14 protein-coding genes are annotated in these 15,374 nt (G+C 44.1%); 7 read left to right on the plus strand and 7 right to left on the minus strand.

Annotated elements, in window-relative coordinates; translation table 11 throughout:
* The first annotated feature begins 72 nt into the window (after nucleotides 1-72).
* Nucleotides 73-1,803, plus strand: coding sequence for a helicase HerA domain-containing protein (locus QUA78_RS08975; RefSeq protein ID WP_172190655.1), 1,731 nt, complete (start codon nucleotides 73-75; stop codon nucleotides 1,801-1,803).
* Between the two features lie 76 nt (nucleotides 1,804-1,879).
* Here QUA78_RS08975 and QUA78_RS08980 read toward each other — a convergent pair whose 3' ends face one another.
* Both QUA78_RS08980 and QUA78_RS08985 read right to left on the minus strand, forming a co-directional pair.
* Nucleotides 1,880-2,566 carry an OmpA family protein gene (locus tag QUA78_RS08980; RefSeq protein ID WP_333300470.1) on the minus strand — a complete coding sequence of 229 codons (687 nt, stop codon included), beginning with the start codon at nucleotides 2,564-2,566 and terminating at the stop codon, nucleotides 1,880-1,882.
* 7 nt (nucleotides 2,567-2,573) lie between these two features.
* Entirely contained in the window at nucleotides 2,574-3,272 is a 699-nt protein-coding gene (locus QUA78_RS08985) for a hypothetical protein (protein WP_333300471.1), read from the minus strand.
* Between the two features lie 887 nt (nucleotides 3,273-4,159).
* Between QUA78_RS08985 and QUA78_RS08990 the strand changes: the two genes are divergently transcribed.
* The 3 genes from QUA78_RS08990 to QUA78_RS09000 all read left to right on the plus strand — a co-directional run bounded on the left by QUA78_RS08990 (nucleotide 4,160) and on the right by QUA78_RS09000 (nucleotide 8,821).
* Nucleotides 4,160-5,164, plus strand: coding sequence for an RNA polymerase sigma factor, RpoD/SigA family (locus QUA78_RS08990; RefSeq protein WP_172190656.1), 1,005 nt, complete (start codon nucleotides 4,160-4,162; stop codon nucleotides 5,162-5,164).
* A gap of 523 nt (nucleotides 5,165-5,687) precedes the next feature.
* Nucleotides 5,688-6,185, plus strand: coding sequence for a hypothetical protein (locus tag QUA78_RS08995; RefSeq protein ID WP_333302302.1), 498 nt, complete (start codon nucleotides 5,688-5,690; stop codon nucleotides 6,183-6,185).
* On the plus strand, nucleotides 6,146-8,821 hold the full coding sequence (locus tag QUA78_RS09000; RefSeq protein WP_333302301.1) for a CHASE4 domain-containing protein: 2,676 nt from the start codon (nucleotides 6,146-6,148) through the stop codon (nucleotides 8,819-8,821). Before QUA78_RS08995 ends, QUA78_RS09000 begins: the two co-directional genes overlap by 40 nt.
* Nucleotides 8,822-8,870: 49 nt before the next feature.
* Here QUA78_RS09000 and cobO read toward each other — a convergent pair whose 3' ends face one another.
* The 4 genes from cobO to QUA78_RS09020 form a co-directional block, all read right to left on the minus strand.
* On the minus strand, nucleotides 8,871-9,506 hold the full coding sequence (gene cobO / locus QUA78_RS09005) for a cob(I)yrinic acid a,c-diamide adenosyltransferase (RefSeq protein ID WP_333302300.1): 636 nt from the start codon (nucleotides 9,504-9,506) through the stop codon (nucleotides 8,871-8,873).
* A 58-nt stretch (nucleotides 9,507-9,564) separates the two neighbouring features.
* On the minus strand, nucleotides 9,565-10,143 hold the full coding sequence (locus QUA78_RS09010) for a Uma2 family endonuclease (RefSeq protein ID WP_333302299.1): 579 nt from the start codon (nucleotides 10,141-10,143) through the stop codon (nucleotides 9,565-9,567).
* Nucleotides 10,144-10,281: 138 nt separating this feature from the next.
* Nucleotides 10,282-10,860 (minus strand): Uma2 family endonuclease, encoded by a 579-nt coding sequence (locus QUA78_RS09015; protein WP_333302298.1) that lies wholly within the window; start codon nucleotides 10,858-10,860, stop codon nucleotides 10,282-10,284.
* Between the two features lie 159 nt (nucleotides 10,861-11,019).
* Entirely contained in the window at nucleotides 11,020-11,637 is a 618-nt protein-coding gene (locus tag QUA78_RS09020; RefSeq protein ID WP_333302297.1) for a hypothetical protein, read from the minus strand.
* Between the two features lie 113 nt (nucleotides 11,638-11,750).
* On the opposite strand from QUA78_RS09020, the gene QUA78_RS09025 reads away from it, so the two are divergent.
* The 3 genes from QUA78_RS09025 (at nucleotide 11,751) to rimM (ending at nucleotide 14,637) form a co-directional block, all read left to right on the plus strand.
* Nucleotides 11,751-13,025, plus strand: a complete 1,275-nt coding sequence (locus tag QUA78_RS09025; protein ID WP_333302296.1) for a molybdopterin-binding protein — start codon at nucleotides 11,751-11,753, stop codon at nucleotides 13,023-13,025.
* 109 nt (nucleotides 13,026-13,134) lie between these two features.
* Nucleotides 13,135-13,767, plus strand: a complete 633-nt coding sequence (locus tag QUA78_RS09030; protein ID WP_333129729.1) for a response regulator transcription factor — start codon at nucleotides 13,135-13,137, stop codon at nucleotides 13,765-13,767.
* Nucleotides 13,768-13,995: 228 nt separating this feature from the next.
* Nucleotides 13,996-14,637 carry a ribosome maturation factor RimM gene (gene rimM / locus QUA78_RS09035; protein WP_333302295.1) on the plus strand — a complete coding sequence of 214 codons (642 nt, stop codon included), beginning with the start codon at nucleotides 13,996-13,998 and terminating at the stop codon, nucleotides 14,635-14,637.
* A gap of 69 nt (nucleotides 14,638-14,706) precedes the next feature.
* On the opposite strand, the gene QUA78_RS09040 is transcribed toward rimM, so the two are convergent.
* On the minus strand, nucleotides 14,707-15,165 hold the full coding sequence (locus QUA78_RS09040; protein WP_333302294.1) for a phosphate-starvation-inducible PsiE family protein: 459 nt from the start codon (nucleotides 15,163-15,165) through the stop codon (nucleotides 14,707-14,709).
* Nucleotides 15,166-15,374: the final 209 nt, after the last annotated feature.

Below are 15,374 nucleotides of genomic sequence, written 5' to 3' on the forward strand. Positions count from 1 at the left end.
AGAAAATTGAAAATCGCCCAGCGAAAATTGCTCGATTATTAACAATCTAAAATCTAAAATCTAAAATCTAAAATGGATCGACCGTTAGGCTCTGTTATTCAAGGTTCCCTGAGCAAGGGATTAGAAGTGCGGCTGCACGCCGACGTTTCGGTGGAAGATATGAGGGTGGGGAAATTTCTAGTAGTGCGGGGGGTGCGATCGCACTTTTTCTGTATGCTCACCGACGTGTCTCTCGGAACTTCCAGCGCTCGCATTTTATCGAATCCTCCCAATCCCAACGACGATTTTCTTCTAGCAGTGCTAGCCGGTAGCAGCACCTACGGTACGATCGAACTGTCGCCGATGTTGATGTTGACTGCTGAACGAGAAAAACAGCAGGCAATTTTCGACCCGAAAAACGGCGGAGTCCGCGAGAACAAGTTGGCTTTAGGAAATTTGGCTTCTTTTGAGTCACAAACCGGTGCGGATATTGAGTTGCTGCCGGTCAAAACTATTCCCAGCCACTTTTCCCAGGTGTTTGATGCCAAAGAAACCGATTTTCGGGCAGTTTTTGGCTGGGAAGATGACCCGTACCGCCGCAATTTTGCGATCGGCAAACCGATTGACATGGACGTTGCTGTATGCTTGGATTTAGACCGATTTGTGGAACGCAGCAACGGAGTTTTTGGCAAGTCGGGAACGGGAAAATCTTTTCTGACTCGCTTGCTGCTATCGGGAATTATTCGCAAGCAAGCTGCTGTTAATTTAATTTTCGATATGCACTCGGAGTACGGGTGGGAAGCTGTTTCGGAAGGAAAACAGTTCAGCACTGTTAAAGGTTTGCGGCAGTTGTTTCCCGATAAAATTCAGATTTATACCCTCGATCCAGAATCGACAAAACGCCGGGGAGTCCGCGACGCTCAAGAGTTGTTTTTGAGTTTCGATCAAATTGAGGTGGAAGACATCGCGCTGGTGCAGCGCGAGTTAAATTTGTCGGAAGCTAGTATCGAAAATGCGATTATTTTGCGAAATGAGTTGGGCAGTGGTTGGATCAACAAGTTGTTGGAAATGACCAACGAAGATATCCAAATGTTTTGCGAAGAAAAGCGGGGAAATAAGTCTTCGATTATGGCTTTGCAGCGGAAGTTAGAGCGATTAAACGATTTGAAATACATTCGGAAACGGTGTCCTAAAAATTATGTAACAGAAGTTTTGCAGTGTTTAGATGGTGGAAAAAATGTAGTAATTGAGTTCGGTTCCCACTCGGATTTGCTGTCCTATATGTTAGCAGCAAACGTGATTACTCGCCGCATTCACCAAGCTTACGTGCGGAAAGCTGAGAAGTTTTTGCAGAGTAAAAATCCTTGCGATCGCCCGCAGCCCTTGGTGATTACCATAGAGGAAGCTCACCGCTTTCTCGATCCGGCGATCGTCCGATCGACTATTTTCGGTACGATCGCCCGAGAAATGCGAAAATACTTTGTCACCCTGCTGATTGTAGACCAGCGTCCCTCCGGCATTGATGCCGAAGTCATGTCGCAAGTCGGAACGCGCATTACTGCTTTGCTAAACGATGATAAAGACATCGATGCTATTTTTACCGGCGTTTCGGGAGGGCAGAGTTTGCGATCGGTTTTGGCAAAACTCGACTCCAAACAGCAAGCATTAGTGTTGGGACACGCCGTACCCATGCCCGTAGTCGTGCAGACTCGTCCTTACGACGAGCAATTCTACAGGGAAATCGGGGATATAGACTGGCAAGAAATGCCCGACGAACAAGTATTTGCAGAAGCTGAAGCTGCCAAAATGGATTTAGGATTTTAACAACAGATTAAACCATTATAAAATCCCTCTTTATCAGCGTTAACCTGCGTGCATCAGCGGTAAAAAAATCTAATTCCTATGTTTTAATAATTAATTCAACGCGGCGGTTTTTCTCCCTCCCCACCGGGTTGTCTGAGCCGTCTAAATTATTATTAGGAGAAATCGGTTTAGTTTTGCCGTAACCTTTGGTTTGCATTCGGGTATTCTGCACCTGGAAAACGTTGATAAAATAATATTTTACCGCTGCGGCTCGCTTCTGGGAAAGTTCGAGATTATAGGAATCTTCCCCGTGGTTGTCGGTGTGTCCGTTGATGAATATTTGGGCGTTTTTGTAATGTCTCAGCAGCAGATTTATCTTGATGAGAGTGGGTTTAGCTTGGGCGCGGACGTTATATTTGTCAAAATCAAATAAAATAGTTTCTGGCACATTAATTCTGATGCCTTCCGGTACTTTTTCGGCGTTCAACTCTGTTTCAATCTTTTTGACAGTCTCGGTTGTTATTTGAGTTGGTAGCTGATCCTCTGTGGCAGTCTGATTCTGATTCGCGCTGATATTCTCAACTTTTACTGTGGTATGAGCAATAATTTCAACTTTTACTGTAGTAGGAGTAATTGGTATTACTTCTAAGGTTGTAACTGCTGTTGATTCTGATTCAACCGTATCGACTTTTGCGGATTTACTGGCAGCCAACTGAGAGGATGAGGTCGCGAAAAGCAATGATGAGATTATCGTAGTATTAATTAGTCTAATTAGCTTTGTCATTTCTCAATTACCTGTTAATTGGAATATTGTCGAATAGGGGAATAGAGTTACCCTCATAATTTATAGTGGAATATATCCGCAAATGATTTGCTTCCGGTTGTAACCAACCTACGAATACAAACTGCCCTTTGAGCGTAGTGCCTGGTTTAATCATAATTTGGGTATTATTGGAGGGAGGTAACAAATTATATCGTTGGTTATAGTTGTCGTAGAGATACATACCATCTTTACCATTAAGCATTACAACTTCCTTGCTACCATTTGTAATCACCATAGTCACTATAATGCTATCTTCACCAAAGGTAATTTTTGTCAGCCGTCGCCATAGTAGTCTATTGATAACGCGCAGGTCGTAAGTTTGTGCAGGTGGCAGGGAATTTGTAGGTTTTTGGGCAACCTCTAAACTCGTTTGAGTCGGAATTGGTGTGGAAATTTGAGTTTTTTGTGCTGTTGGTGTTTGAGTAGGCGGTGAAATCGGTGGAGTCTGAATTGGCGTAGGAGTTGGATTATTGGGTGCGGGCGATGCGGCGGGTTCTTGTGCTATTGGTGTTGGAGCAGGATGTGAAATGGATGGAGTTTGAATTGGCGTAGGAGTTGAGGTATTGGGTGCGGGCGACGCGGCGGGTGCTTGTGCCAATGGGTTTTGCACACAGGCGACACACGCCAGCGATAGTAATGCTAATTGTGGGAAATTTTTAGCTTTCATTGCTGCACCCGATCGAGCTTTTGTGCTAATTTTAATATAGAGTAGTCGTTTTTGTTGCGGGTTTAATCTAGCCTTGAGAATTAGATGAGCTACAAAGTGCGATCGCCCTTAAAATCTCTTTAATTAGAAATTACGATCGAACGTCAAAAAAAATTCGCCCCCAGCTTTCAGCCAGAAGCTTTTCCCCTTTCACCCCCTCACCCCTCATCCCTACCTTCAAAAAATTTGCCTAAGCTTAAATCTGGTTGAGCATCGCGGCACAATTCAACTTAAACAGCCCAACAGCCAGCCTTTATACACCTTTACTTACTCACAGCCGAGTTGCAATAGCATATTCTAAGAAAAATGTCAATATATATTTTAAAGCGTAAGTCGTAGCTAATACGGCGATCGAGTTCGGTTATCTCGCATCGCAGCATCTAGGCAGCGAGAAAATTTCAAGCGATGATGGAACAGAGAGCAAAACAAAGCCCTCGATTTGCATGAGTCTGTTTGCATGAGTCTGTTTGCATGAGTATTGTGAAGTTGAGTTGCAGTTAAAACTAGCAGGGAATTCAAAACCTTAAGGAAAAATGTAGAATCTTGACCTTAAGACAGAGGTTTTTACCCTTTACGATCCTCAAAATTGGGAATAATATTGAGAAAACTAAACTCTTGCTCCACTTCGCCTTGAACTAGCCGTTAAAGCTAGCGAGCTACCGAAAATCGACGGGGATTACTGGAAAATCCAGCACAAAAGTAATCCCAAACAAAAAGCTTCTACCGATCGTCACCGATAAACAGGAGGGGAAACATCCCCCCTGTCGCAGTCTTTATCCCACTTGCAAAAGTGGGACAGGGTATCACCAACTTTTTATCTGTTGTTACAAGGAGTGCAATACTCACCCATGTCCACCACAACCCCCAAAAACAAAACAGTGAAAGCCGATCGCATGGGCAGCCGGCCATACTCCTCAACGGATACGGTTCGTACCTATCTGCACGAGATCGGTCGCGTACCCCTGCTAACCCGAGAAGAAGAAATTGTTTTCGGGAAGCAGGTGCAGCAAATGATGAAATTAATCGAAGCAAAACAAGCACTTGCTAAAGAATGGCAGCGGGATCTGACGAATCAAGAGTGGGCTGCCGAAATGGAGTTGACCGAAGCTGAACTGAACCGGATATTGCAGTTAGGCCGGCGCGCCAAGCAAAAGATGATTGAAGCGAATTTGCGGCTAGTAGTGGCGATCGCCAAAAAATACCAGAAACGCAATATGGAATTCTTGGATTTAATTCAAGAAGGCACCCTCGGTTTAGAACGAGGAGTTGAAAAATTTGACCCGATGCGGGGATACAAATTTTCTACCTATGCCTACTGGTGGATTCGGCAAGCAATTACCCGCGCGATCGCCCAACACGCCCGCACAATTCGATTGCCAATTCACATCACCGAAAAACTCAACAAAATCAAAAAGGTACAGCGGGAACTCACCCAGCAGTTGGGCCGGTCTCCCTCCCCTGCGGAAATTGCCGCCGCCTTGGAACTGCACCCTTCCCAAATTCGGGAATACCTGCTGATGGCAAGACATCCAGTTTCTTTGGACTTGCGGGTAGGAGATAATCAAGATACCGAACTGCAAGAACTCTTAGAAGACGAAACGGCATCTCCAGACAACTACATTACCTCGGAATTGCTGCGGCAAGACCTCGATACTTTGATATCAGAACTTACCCCCCAGCAGCGAGATGTGATAATTCTGCGCTTCGGTTTGGAAGACGGCACAGAAATGTCTCTGGCGAAAGTCGGAGAACGGTTAAATCTCAGCCGGGAACGGGTGCGGCAGCTAGAACATCAAGCCCTCGCCCACTTGCGGCGTCGCCAATCTCAAGTCCGAGAATACTTGGCTAGTTAGTCACTAAAAAAGTTGAGATTTTTGCCCACAATCTCAACTTTTTTTATGTGTTGGCGCGGCTGGGAAAAATACTTTTATACTCACAACTTGCACAATTCTCGCTTAAAAAGCCCGACGGCCTGTTTCACAAAGAGTAAATTTTCTAGTGGGGTGCGCCCCAGAACCCGGCGGTGCAAGGCTTATTAACAATGGTGCAAGATGTGAGTTTATACCAGTTTAAAAAAAGAATGCAACTGTAGACCCGTACTCCAAACCCTTATGGAATAGGTCACACCAAATTCTTCAATTCTTTAATCTAAAATTTAAAATCTAAAATAGTATTATTTGATGGGTCGAGCGCGCGATCGGGGCGGGCGCAAAATTTGTCAAAACTAATCTTAGAATTAAGTTCAGGAACCGGGCGGGCGATCGTTCATTCAAGTTAATAGCCAGCGTTAAGCGAGATACCCGGTTTCTCTACGAGCTTTTTGAAACTGGTACAAGAGGTGCTTCGAGGCAGCTATTTTAAATTTTGGGGTCTGGAGTGGTTTTGACTTATTTGATCTTGACAGGAAGTTTACAAGCGATCGCGATCGTGCTTGCTCTCTCGCCCGGTAATTTCAGCATCGCATTCCCCGCACGCCTGGTTGGGAACTCGGACATCAAATCCGGCGTTTTCAGGTCGCAATCTCCCCCCAATCCTGCGCCCGATTCGGCTAGCACAGGTTTAGCAGAGGGCATTTACCTCTACGGCCAGTCGAGCAAGCCAGATGAAATTAAACAAGAATATTTTGTATTTGAAATGCGGCAGAGTAAGGTAGTCGGCGCTTTTTACCTGCCTCGGTCTGCTTTTTACTGTTTTTACGGCACAAGCGAGCGAACTCAGTTAAATTTAACAGTAGTGGACAGTTACGACGGCAGTCGCTCTCCTTACTCCGTAAACCTGCAACAGTATTACCCAATTTCCACCATCAGCGACAACGATCGGCGCATCTTGGGTATTTGCAAGGCAGCTCACAAACAGCAGGTGTGGGAAAAGTAGCAGACAGGCCCCGCCGCAGCAGTCAGGACTCAGAAAACATCAGTAAAATTGCTCCTGAGTTGACAATTTCGGACGGACACCACACACACGGCAAGATGAAACTGCGTCGGAAAACACTATCGATAGTTGGCATTACCATCGCTGGACTGACTGGCATTCTGTATGTCGCCTCATCAAGCATCCTCTTGGGCAGCCTGGTCAAAGCAGAGGAACAAGAAGCCACACAGGTTGTCAGGGGAGTGCTCAGCGTGTTCGGGCAAACTGCCGACGACTTCAACTCGCGCTTTGCCGACTGGTCGTCCTGGGATGACACCTACGCTTTCATGCAAAACCGCAACTCAGAATTCATTGCCTCCAATTTAATTCCAGAAGGGCTGGCTAATATAAGAGTTAATATAGCCGTATTTGTCAATACTTCTGGCAAAATAGTTTACGGTACGGGTTTAGACAGCGAAAAGCTGAAACTAACGCCTGTTCCAGAAGCATTAAAACGGCGCATTTCTCTCAGTGACCCGCTGTTGTTGAAGCACCCCAACGCCAAAAGCAGCCTTGCTGGTATCCTGCTGCTACCGTCAGGGCCGATACTGATTACTTCCCGACCAATTCTCACGACTAAAAGCACCGGCCCGATCCGAGGTACGCTGATATTCGGGCGCAATTTGGATGCTGCTGGTATTGCGAAGCTTTCTAAAATTACTCGCTTGCCACTGATCGTACACAGCGTTAATGAGCCTCATTTGCCTGCTGACTTTCACCAAGTGCGGGAGAAACTGTCGGGAAAAAAATCGATTTTGGTGCGTCCTTTAAGCGAAGAGTCGATCGCAGGTTACGCTTTGATCCGCGATATTTACAACCAACCTGCGCTGCTATTGCGGGTGGATATTCCCAGAGAAATATATCGGCAAGGTCAAATTAGTTTGCTGTACCTGCTGGGGTCTGTAGCGTTAGCGGGAGTTGGGTTGGTCGGCTGTACTCTGCTACTGCTAGAGCGTCTGGTGTTGTCTCGTTTGAGCGGTTTGGCGAAAGCAGTGAAGCGCGTCAGTAGCAGCCAAGACCTCTCGGTGCGACTACCGGTGACGGGCGAAGATGAGTTGTCCGACCTTGCCCATACTATCAACGGAATGTTGAGTGCGATCGCCCAAGCCGACAGCGAACAACTTGAGGAAAAAGCCCGCTACCAAGCCGTAGTCGAGCAAGCTACAGATTGCATTTTCCTGTGGGACGCTCAAACCAAACGCCTTTTGGAAGCTAATACAGCGTTTAGAAACTTGCTCGATTACAGTCTTGAGGCGATGAAGCAACTGACTATTTACGATATCATCGCTTACTCTAAAGACCTAATTGACAACAATATCGAGTTGCTGTTGACGGACAAACAATTCAGAATTGGCGAAGTTCTCTACCGCCGCCGAGACGGTTCCTGCGTGGATGTAGAAGTGAGCGGGAGCGTGATTTCCTACGGCGGCCGCGAGATTATTTGCACTGTTGTCCGCGACATTACCGAGCGCAAGCAAGTCGAAGCTGAACTGCGAGGCTCGGAAGAACGCTACAGACTTTTGTTTAAAAATAACCCCCATCCAATGTGGGTTTACGATTTAGAAACTCTAGAATTTATAGCCGTCAATCAGGCTGCTATCCACCACTACGGCTACAGTCGCGACGAATTTCTCAACATGACCGTTGCGGACATTCGTCCCCCCCAAGAGTTGCCGAAATTGCTAAAAAATATATCCCAAGTAGATGCCGGTATTGATTTTGCCGGTGTGTGGCAGCACAAGAAAAAAAACGGAACAATTATTGATGTAGAAATTACTTCTTATGCCCTGATCTTTGATAGCAGAAATGCAGAATTAGTGCTGGCTCACGACGTGACCGACCGCTTGCAAGCCGAGGTAGAACTCTACAAGGCAAAGGAAGCCGCAGAAGCAGCTAGTTTGGCTAAAAGTCAGTTTTTGGCTAACATGAGCCACGAACTGCGAACTCCTCTGAATGCAATTATCGGTTACAGCGAGATTTTGCAAGAAGAGGCTTTTGATTTGGGCGAAGAAGATTTTGTGTCGGATTTGGAGAGAATTCACAATGCAGGCCAGCTTTTACTAACATTAATTAATGATATTCTGGACTTGTCGAAGATTGAAGCCGGTCACGCGGAACTTGAATTAGAGACTTTTGACGTGTCGGAGGCAGTTCAAGATGTAGCGAGAACTGTTGAACCGCTATTTTTGCGAAACGCCAATCGCCTAAATGTTGACTGCCCTAATAATATTGGCGAATTGCATTCAGATCAAATTAAGTTGACTCAAATTTTGTTTAATTTACTGAGCAACGCAGCTAAGTTTACTCATAAAGGGACAATTAAACTCAGCGTTGAAAGAATTAAAAATGACGAGAATGATTGGGATTCTGAAAGGTTAATTTTTAAGTGTACTGATACAGGGATTGGGATTACTCCTGAACAGCTAGAAAAGTTATTTCAACCTTTTACGCAAGCTGATGCTTCTACTACCCGCAAGTACGGAGGTACGGGTTTGGGTTTGGCAATAGCGCAGAAATACTCTCAGATGCTGGGGGGAGAAATTACGGTGAATAGCGAGTTTGGCAAGGGGTCAACTTTTACTTTAACGTTGCCAGCATAGATCCATTTTTAATTTGAGATTGGGGAAAAAGTCTTGACTACAAACAACATTAATACTCAATACCTGGTTGAGCTTTAATGCCTTGTTCTCGGAATGGATGCTTAACTAATGTCATTTCTGTCACCAAATCGGCTCGTTCAATTAGTGCATCCGGCGCGCCTCTGCCTGTTAAAATAATGTGGGTTTGTTCTGGTTTTTTTTCTAACCCGGAGATTACTTGCTCTACTTGCAAATAACCTAGTTTTAATGCTATGTTGACTTCATCTAGAAGAACTAATTTAAATTCGGGATTGCAGATAAAAGTTAGGGATTTTTCCCAGGCTTTTTGAGCTGTTTCGATATCTCGATCGCGGTCTTGCGTGTCCCAGGTAAAACCTTCTCCCATTGCATGAAATTCGAGCTGATTTTCCCATATTTGAAAAACGGCTTTTTCTGCGGGTTCCCAGGCGCCTTTGATAAATTGTACTATGGCGACGCGGTATCCGTGACCGAGCGATCGCACAACCATTCCCAAAGCGGCTGTAGTTTTGCCTTTGCCGTTACCGGTATTGACTATAATTAAACCTTTTTCTTTTGAGGAGTTAGCGATTCGCTGTGATTGCACTTCTTGGCGGCGCTGCATTTTCTGTTTGTGTTGTTCCGCTGTTAAGCCAGTAGTTTCAGTGGTTTCTGTATTGGTTTCCATAAGATTTTTTTAACCGCAGATGAACGCAAATAAACGCTGATAGATGAAAGATGTCTAGTTATTGCCACAGTGTTTTCAAGCTTAGCACGAAACCGGGCAAAATATCTTCTCCTGACAGTTCTGTTGGACTTTCCAAAACTTCTTTCTCTTGTCCTTGGCGATAGATTTCGACTCTCCGGGTTTTGCGGTTGATTAACCAGCCTAGTTTTACTTGGTTATTCATGTATTCTTCCATTTTGTCTTGAGTGTCTTTTAGGCTATCGGTGGGCGACATTAACTCTAAGACAAAATCCGGGGCAATCGGTGGAAATTTTTGTTTTTGTTCGGGAGTTAGTGCCTCCCATCTTGATTTTTCAATCCAAGAGACATCGGGAGAACGATTGGCACCGCTGGGCAGTTGGAAGCAAGTTGAAGAATCGAAACAAATCCCCAGTTTACTTTGTCTGTTCCAAATTCCAAAATCAGTAGCTATTTCAAAATTATAATTTCCGGTTTCTCCTCCTGTGGGTGACATAACGATTATTTCTCCGTGGGCGTTGCGTTCAAATTTGACATCGGGGTTTTCGCGGCACAGTTGATAAAATTGGTCGTCGGTTATTTTAATTATGGAGTTGAAGTTGATAGTAACTGCTATCATGGTATTATCTGTTGGTTAATATGGTGGCAGCAGCCTGCTAAATCGGATGTTAGGGATGTTGTTTCTGTATTGGTTTCCATAAGATTTTTTTAACCGCAGATGAACGCAAATAAACGCTGATAGATGAAAAATGTCTAGTTATTGCCACAGTGTTTTCAAGCTTAGCACGAAACCGGGCAAAATATCTTCTCCTGACAGTTCTGTTGGACTTTCCAAAACTTCTTTCTCTTGTCCTTGGCGATAGATTTCGACTCTCCGGGTTTTGCGGTTGATTAACCAGCCTAGTTTTACTTGGTTATTCATGTATTCTTCCATTTTGTCTTGAGTGTCTTTTAGGCTATCGGTGGGCGACATTAACTCTAAGACAAAATCCGGGGCAATCGGTGGAAATTTTTGTTTTTGTTCGGGAGTTAGTGCCTCCCATCTTGATTTTTCAATCCAAGAGACATCGGGAGAACGATTGGCACCGCTGGGCAGTTGGAAGCAAGTTGAAGAATCGAAACAAATTCCAAGTTTACTTTGTCTGTTCCAAATCACAAAATCAGCATTAATTTCTGAGTTATAACTTCCGGTTTCTCCTCCTGTGGGTGACATGACGATTATTTCTCCTTTGGCATTGCGTTCAAATTTGACATCGGGGTTTTGGCGGCACAGTTGATAAAATTGGTCGTCGGTTATTTGAGCGATCGAGTTGAAGTTGATGGTAACTGCTATCATGGTATTTTATCAGGATGCCTGGGGATTTTTAAGCCAGATAATGTATATGAATGCGGATCAATGCCGAACGATGCAGATGCTGTAAATATTATTGATGTGGGAAGGAGGACTTTAGGAATATTTTTTATGCACTTTGCTCATTATATCACCTACTTATAACTAGCTATTAATAGTTTGATAAAAAACTTTTTGGAGAAAACACTTACAGACATACCAATAATAAAACGCAATGTTGATTTCGCTAAACAATTTAGGTACTCCTTCCAGCAAGCTGGAAATTATATTGCTTTTTAAATGCAGGGAATCCACGCCGATCGCAAAAAACAACAAGCCCAAACCAGCTAACAATATTTGGTAGGGAGTACACTGTAGTTCTCGCCGAAAAAACCATCCGTAGGAGGACAAAACAACGGCGTACAAAAGACTTACTCCTAGCTTGGGAATTCCCACTGCTACCATATATATATGAATTCTGTAAATTTCATTTAGTAAAAATCCACCTGTTAACAAAGCCGAAAAGAGAATAAATCTATTTTCTGAAGTGCGCGGTTGAATACTTTGAGCTAATTTATAGGTAAAAGTACAAACAATGAGTGGTACAGAACATAAAATCTGGAATGTTCTAGTTAACAAGGCGACAGTGGGATTGGGGGAAAAATAAGGGTGAAAGAATAAATCGCTGACTTTTAAGCCGGAAAGTTGAGTGAAAAGTATCAGCAGCGCCACTAGGAATAAGGATAAACAATTTAGTCGAACAACAAAACGAGAAATAGTCATAAGCAATTCATCGCAAAAATCAGACTTACTGCCGAAAAAAAAATTATATCACCAATGTCTATGGAGATTTTGCTAAAGTTAATCAGGAGTGTTATCAATACAAGGAGACAGTCATGCTGTCAGTGAAAGAAGCAGAATCGATCGTTCTAAATTTGGCACAACCCCTAGACAGTCAGCGGGATGTAGAAACTGTAGACTTGCTGGCAGCATCGGGGCGCATTTTGGCTGCACCCGTCACGGGTTCCCTCGATTTTCCTTATTGGGATAATTCAGCAATGGATGGGTACGCGGTGCGGTTTGCTGATGTGGAAAATTGCAGCGCCGAAAAACCGATCGCACTTGATATAGTTGAAGACATTCCAGCGGGATATCAGCCTCAACATACTGTACAATCGGGGCAAGCGGCGCGAATTTTTACAGGCGCTGTGATGCCAGCGGGTGCTGATACGGTGGTAATGCAGGAGGATACGCGGCGAGAGGGCGATCGTATTTTTATCTTAGTTTCTCCTGAAAAACCGCAAGCATTTGTCAGGCACAAAGGCGCTTTTTATCAAGCAGGAACAACTTTGCTAACTCCCGGTACAGTTATCAACGCCCCAGAAATGGCGGTGTTAGCAACTGCACAGTGCATTCAAGTTCCCGTTTATCGGCGGCTGCGGGTGGCAATTTTTTCTACTGGTGACGAATTGGTATCGCCTGACGAACCTTTGGCACCGGGGAAACTGGTAGACTCGAATCAGTATGCTTTGACAGTTTTGTTGGCACAAATGGGATTTGAGCCGATTCGATTGGGGATTGTTCCTGATAATGAAGATGCGTTAAACAAGGCGATATCCCGCGCTGTTGCGACAGCAGATGTGGTTCTTTCTACGGGCGGCGTCTCGGTAGGAGACTACGATTATATTGAGAAAATATTGGGGGATTTGGGAGGAAAAGTTCACATTAGTTCTGTGGCGATTAAGCCGGGGAAACCTTTAACTGTTGCTGCATTTAAACGAGGTGAAAAAAATGATGATTCGCCGAGTTCGAGTTCGGATTGTCTCTATTTTGGTTTGCCGGGAAATCCTGTTTCGGCTTTAGTCTGCTGTTGGCGGTTTGTTGTGCCTGCTTTGAGAAAAATTTCTGGGCTTGCCCCGGATGCTTGGGGGCCGGAGTTTGTCCGGGTTCGGTGTCAGGCTGAATTGCGATCGCACGGTCGGCGCGAAACTTATGTTTGGGGTAAACTACATTTAGTTGCCGGAGTCTGGGAATTTCAACCTGCTAGCGGCAGCCAAAATTCAGCGAATTTAATTAACCTGGCAAATACGAGTGGTTTAGCAGTTTTGCCCGCATCGGAAACCTGGATTTGGCCCGGCGAATTCGTTGAAGTTTTAAAAGTTAGTCATTAGTTAGTTGTTATTGGTTATTTGTTATTGGTTCGGTATAATTTCATGTAAAATATTAACAACTAACTAATCTTCCTTCTTCCTTCTTCCTTCTTCCTTCTTCCTTCGTATTATGAAAATTTTAATTGTTGAAGATGACCCGATGATGCAACTGGGATTAGAGCAAGTTTTAGCCGATTCCCCAGAAATAGAAATAGTAGGACAGGCAGAAGACGGTTATTTAGGCGTAGCAGCCGCACTGAAACTCAAACCTGATATTATTGTAATGGATATCGGTTTGCCTCGGCTGGACGGCATAGCAGCGACGCAGCAAATTAAAGCACAACTGCCAGAAGTTCGAGTAGTAATGTTAACTTCTCACACGGCAGAAACTGAAATTATTGCTGCTCTTTCTAGTGGTGCTGATGCTTATTGCATTAAAGGTGCTTCCGTAGACAGGCTGTTAGCAGCGATTGCAGCCGCAGCAGAGGGGGCGACATATCTTGACCCTCAAATTGCCCGGACTGTCATCGAACACCTCAAACCCCCTATACCTGCCTCTACAACTACTTTTGGTCAGTTGTCGCAGCGGGAATTGGAGGTGTTAAGATTAATGGTGGAAGGTAACAGCAATCCCGAAATTGCAGCGGCGCTTTACTTGAGTCCAAATACTATTAAAACTCACGTTCGCGGTATTATGAATAAGTTGGCAGTGGATGACCGCGTGCAAGCTGCAGTTGTAGCGCTGAGAACTGGATTGGTGTAAAGAAGGAAGTTCGGCAACGGATTGTTTAACGGATGTACCGGATGGATGTTGATGGAAGAGGGAGGTTTGGTAACGGATTGTTTAATTTTTTAAGGGATTTAACGGAGGTTAATAAGAGGTTCGAGGGAATAATTCTTAGTTACCAATTCCTAGTTACCAATTACCAATTAGCAATTCTCGCTTGCCAATTCCCATTATCAATTAGTAGCAATTTGAGTGATATAATCTATGTCTGAGTGGATAGAAATCGGTAAAATTGTAGCAGCTCAAGGTTTGGACGGGGAAGTGCGAGTCTATCCCGATTCGGATTTCCCGGAAAGGTTTATCGAACCGGGGAAGCGGTGGATTTTGCGCCCTAACAAAAGTGAACCGGAACCGATCGAGTTTTTGGGCGGTCGCTACATCCCGGGTAAAGGGCTGTATGCTGTAGAGGTAGAGGGTGTGGAAGACCGCGATGGTGCTGAGGCGCTGCGGGGCTGCAAGTTGTTTGTTGAAAAGACCGATCGACCTTACCTCGAATCTGATGAGTTTTACGTCCAAGATTTGATCGGTATGGAAGTTATTAACCAGTTAACCGGGGAAATCTTAGGCAAGGTAAGTGATATTATTCCCGCCGGTAATGACCTTTTAGAAGTTGAAACGAATCTAACGCCGCCGGAAATCGTCGTCGCAGAATTAGAAAAGCCAAAACAGCCTGAAACTCCTAAAGCAAACGCTGACCCCAGAAATACCCGCAAACCACGGAAAACCCGCGTTAAAGAGCCTAAATCAACAAAAATTTTGATTCCTTTTGTGGAAGAGATTGTGCCAATAGTTGATTTAGAACAAGGCAGAATTGAAATTGTGCCTCCTCCTGGTTTATTGGAATAATATCATGTCCGGTCGAACGACCGGATATGATATTAGTTATTAAAAATTTCCTATTCCCAATTCCCGATATTAATCTTGTTCTTTATTTGTGTGCCGCACTATCAAGTAACTGATGGAAAGCGCGAAAATTGCAACCGCCAAACCAATCAAGTCGGCTGCTGTTTTCTTTTCTAGGTCAAGAATGATAATTTTTCGAGATACTGCTATCAAAGAAGTTACAATAACTAGCTCTACTTGAATTACGTGCTTTTTCAGGTAAGCTGTAATATTTTCTAAGATTTCCAGAGCAATTAAAACATTTAAAAATAACCCAAATATCACAAACAACGTGTCTTTTAACAAATTCTGCTGGTCGTTTACCAATTCTTTTGCTAAAAAAATCAGCAAATCGCAAACGCTGACGATAATTACCAAAATCATCGCCAGTGATAAAATTTTCGATATTATTACTTCTACACTTTCTGTAAAATGCAGAAAGTTTTCATCATTGCTTAACTTGGAAATTTGCCTAAATATTTTTTTCAGCATACCAGTGATTTAGTCATCATTCTTGATGATTTTGTCATTGTTCGGTACACTTTGCAAGCGCAAAACTATGTGATTGCGGGGTTTCACTGCACCACCCGGGCGATCGGGAAGGGAGCTCTCTCTGCCTGTTATATTTTATAGTTTTTCGTGTCAGCTAGGAATCGATCGCACGCGATCGAACTCCCGATTAATAATTTTTGCCACAAAAA

It is taken from the genome of Microcoleus sp. K4-B3 (assembly GCF_036704615.1).
Lineage (GTDB): Bacteria > Cyanobacteriota > Cyanobacteriia > Cyanobacteriales > Microcoleaceae > Microcoleus.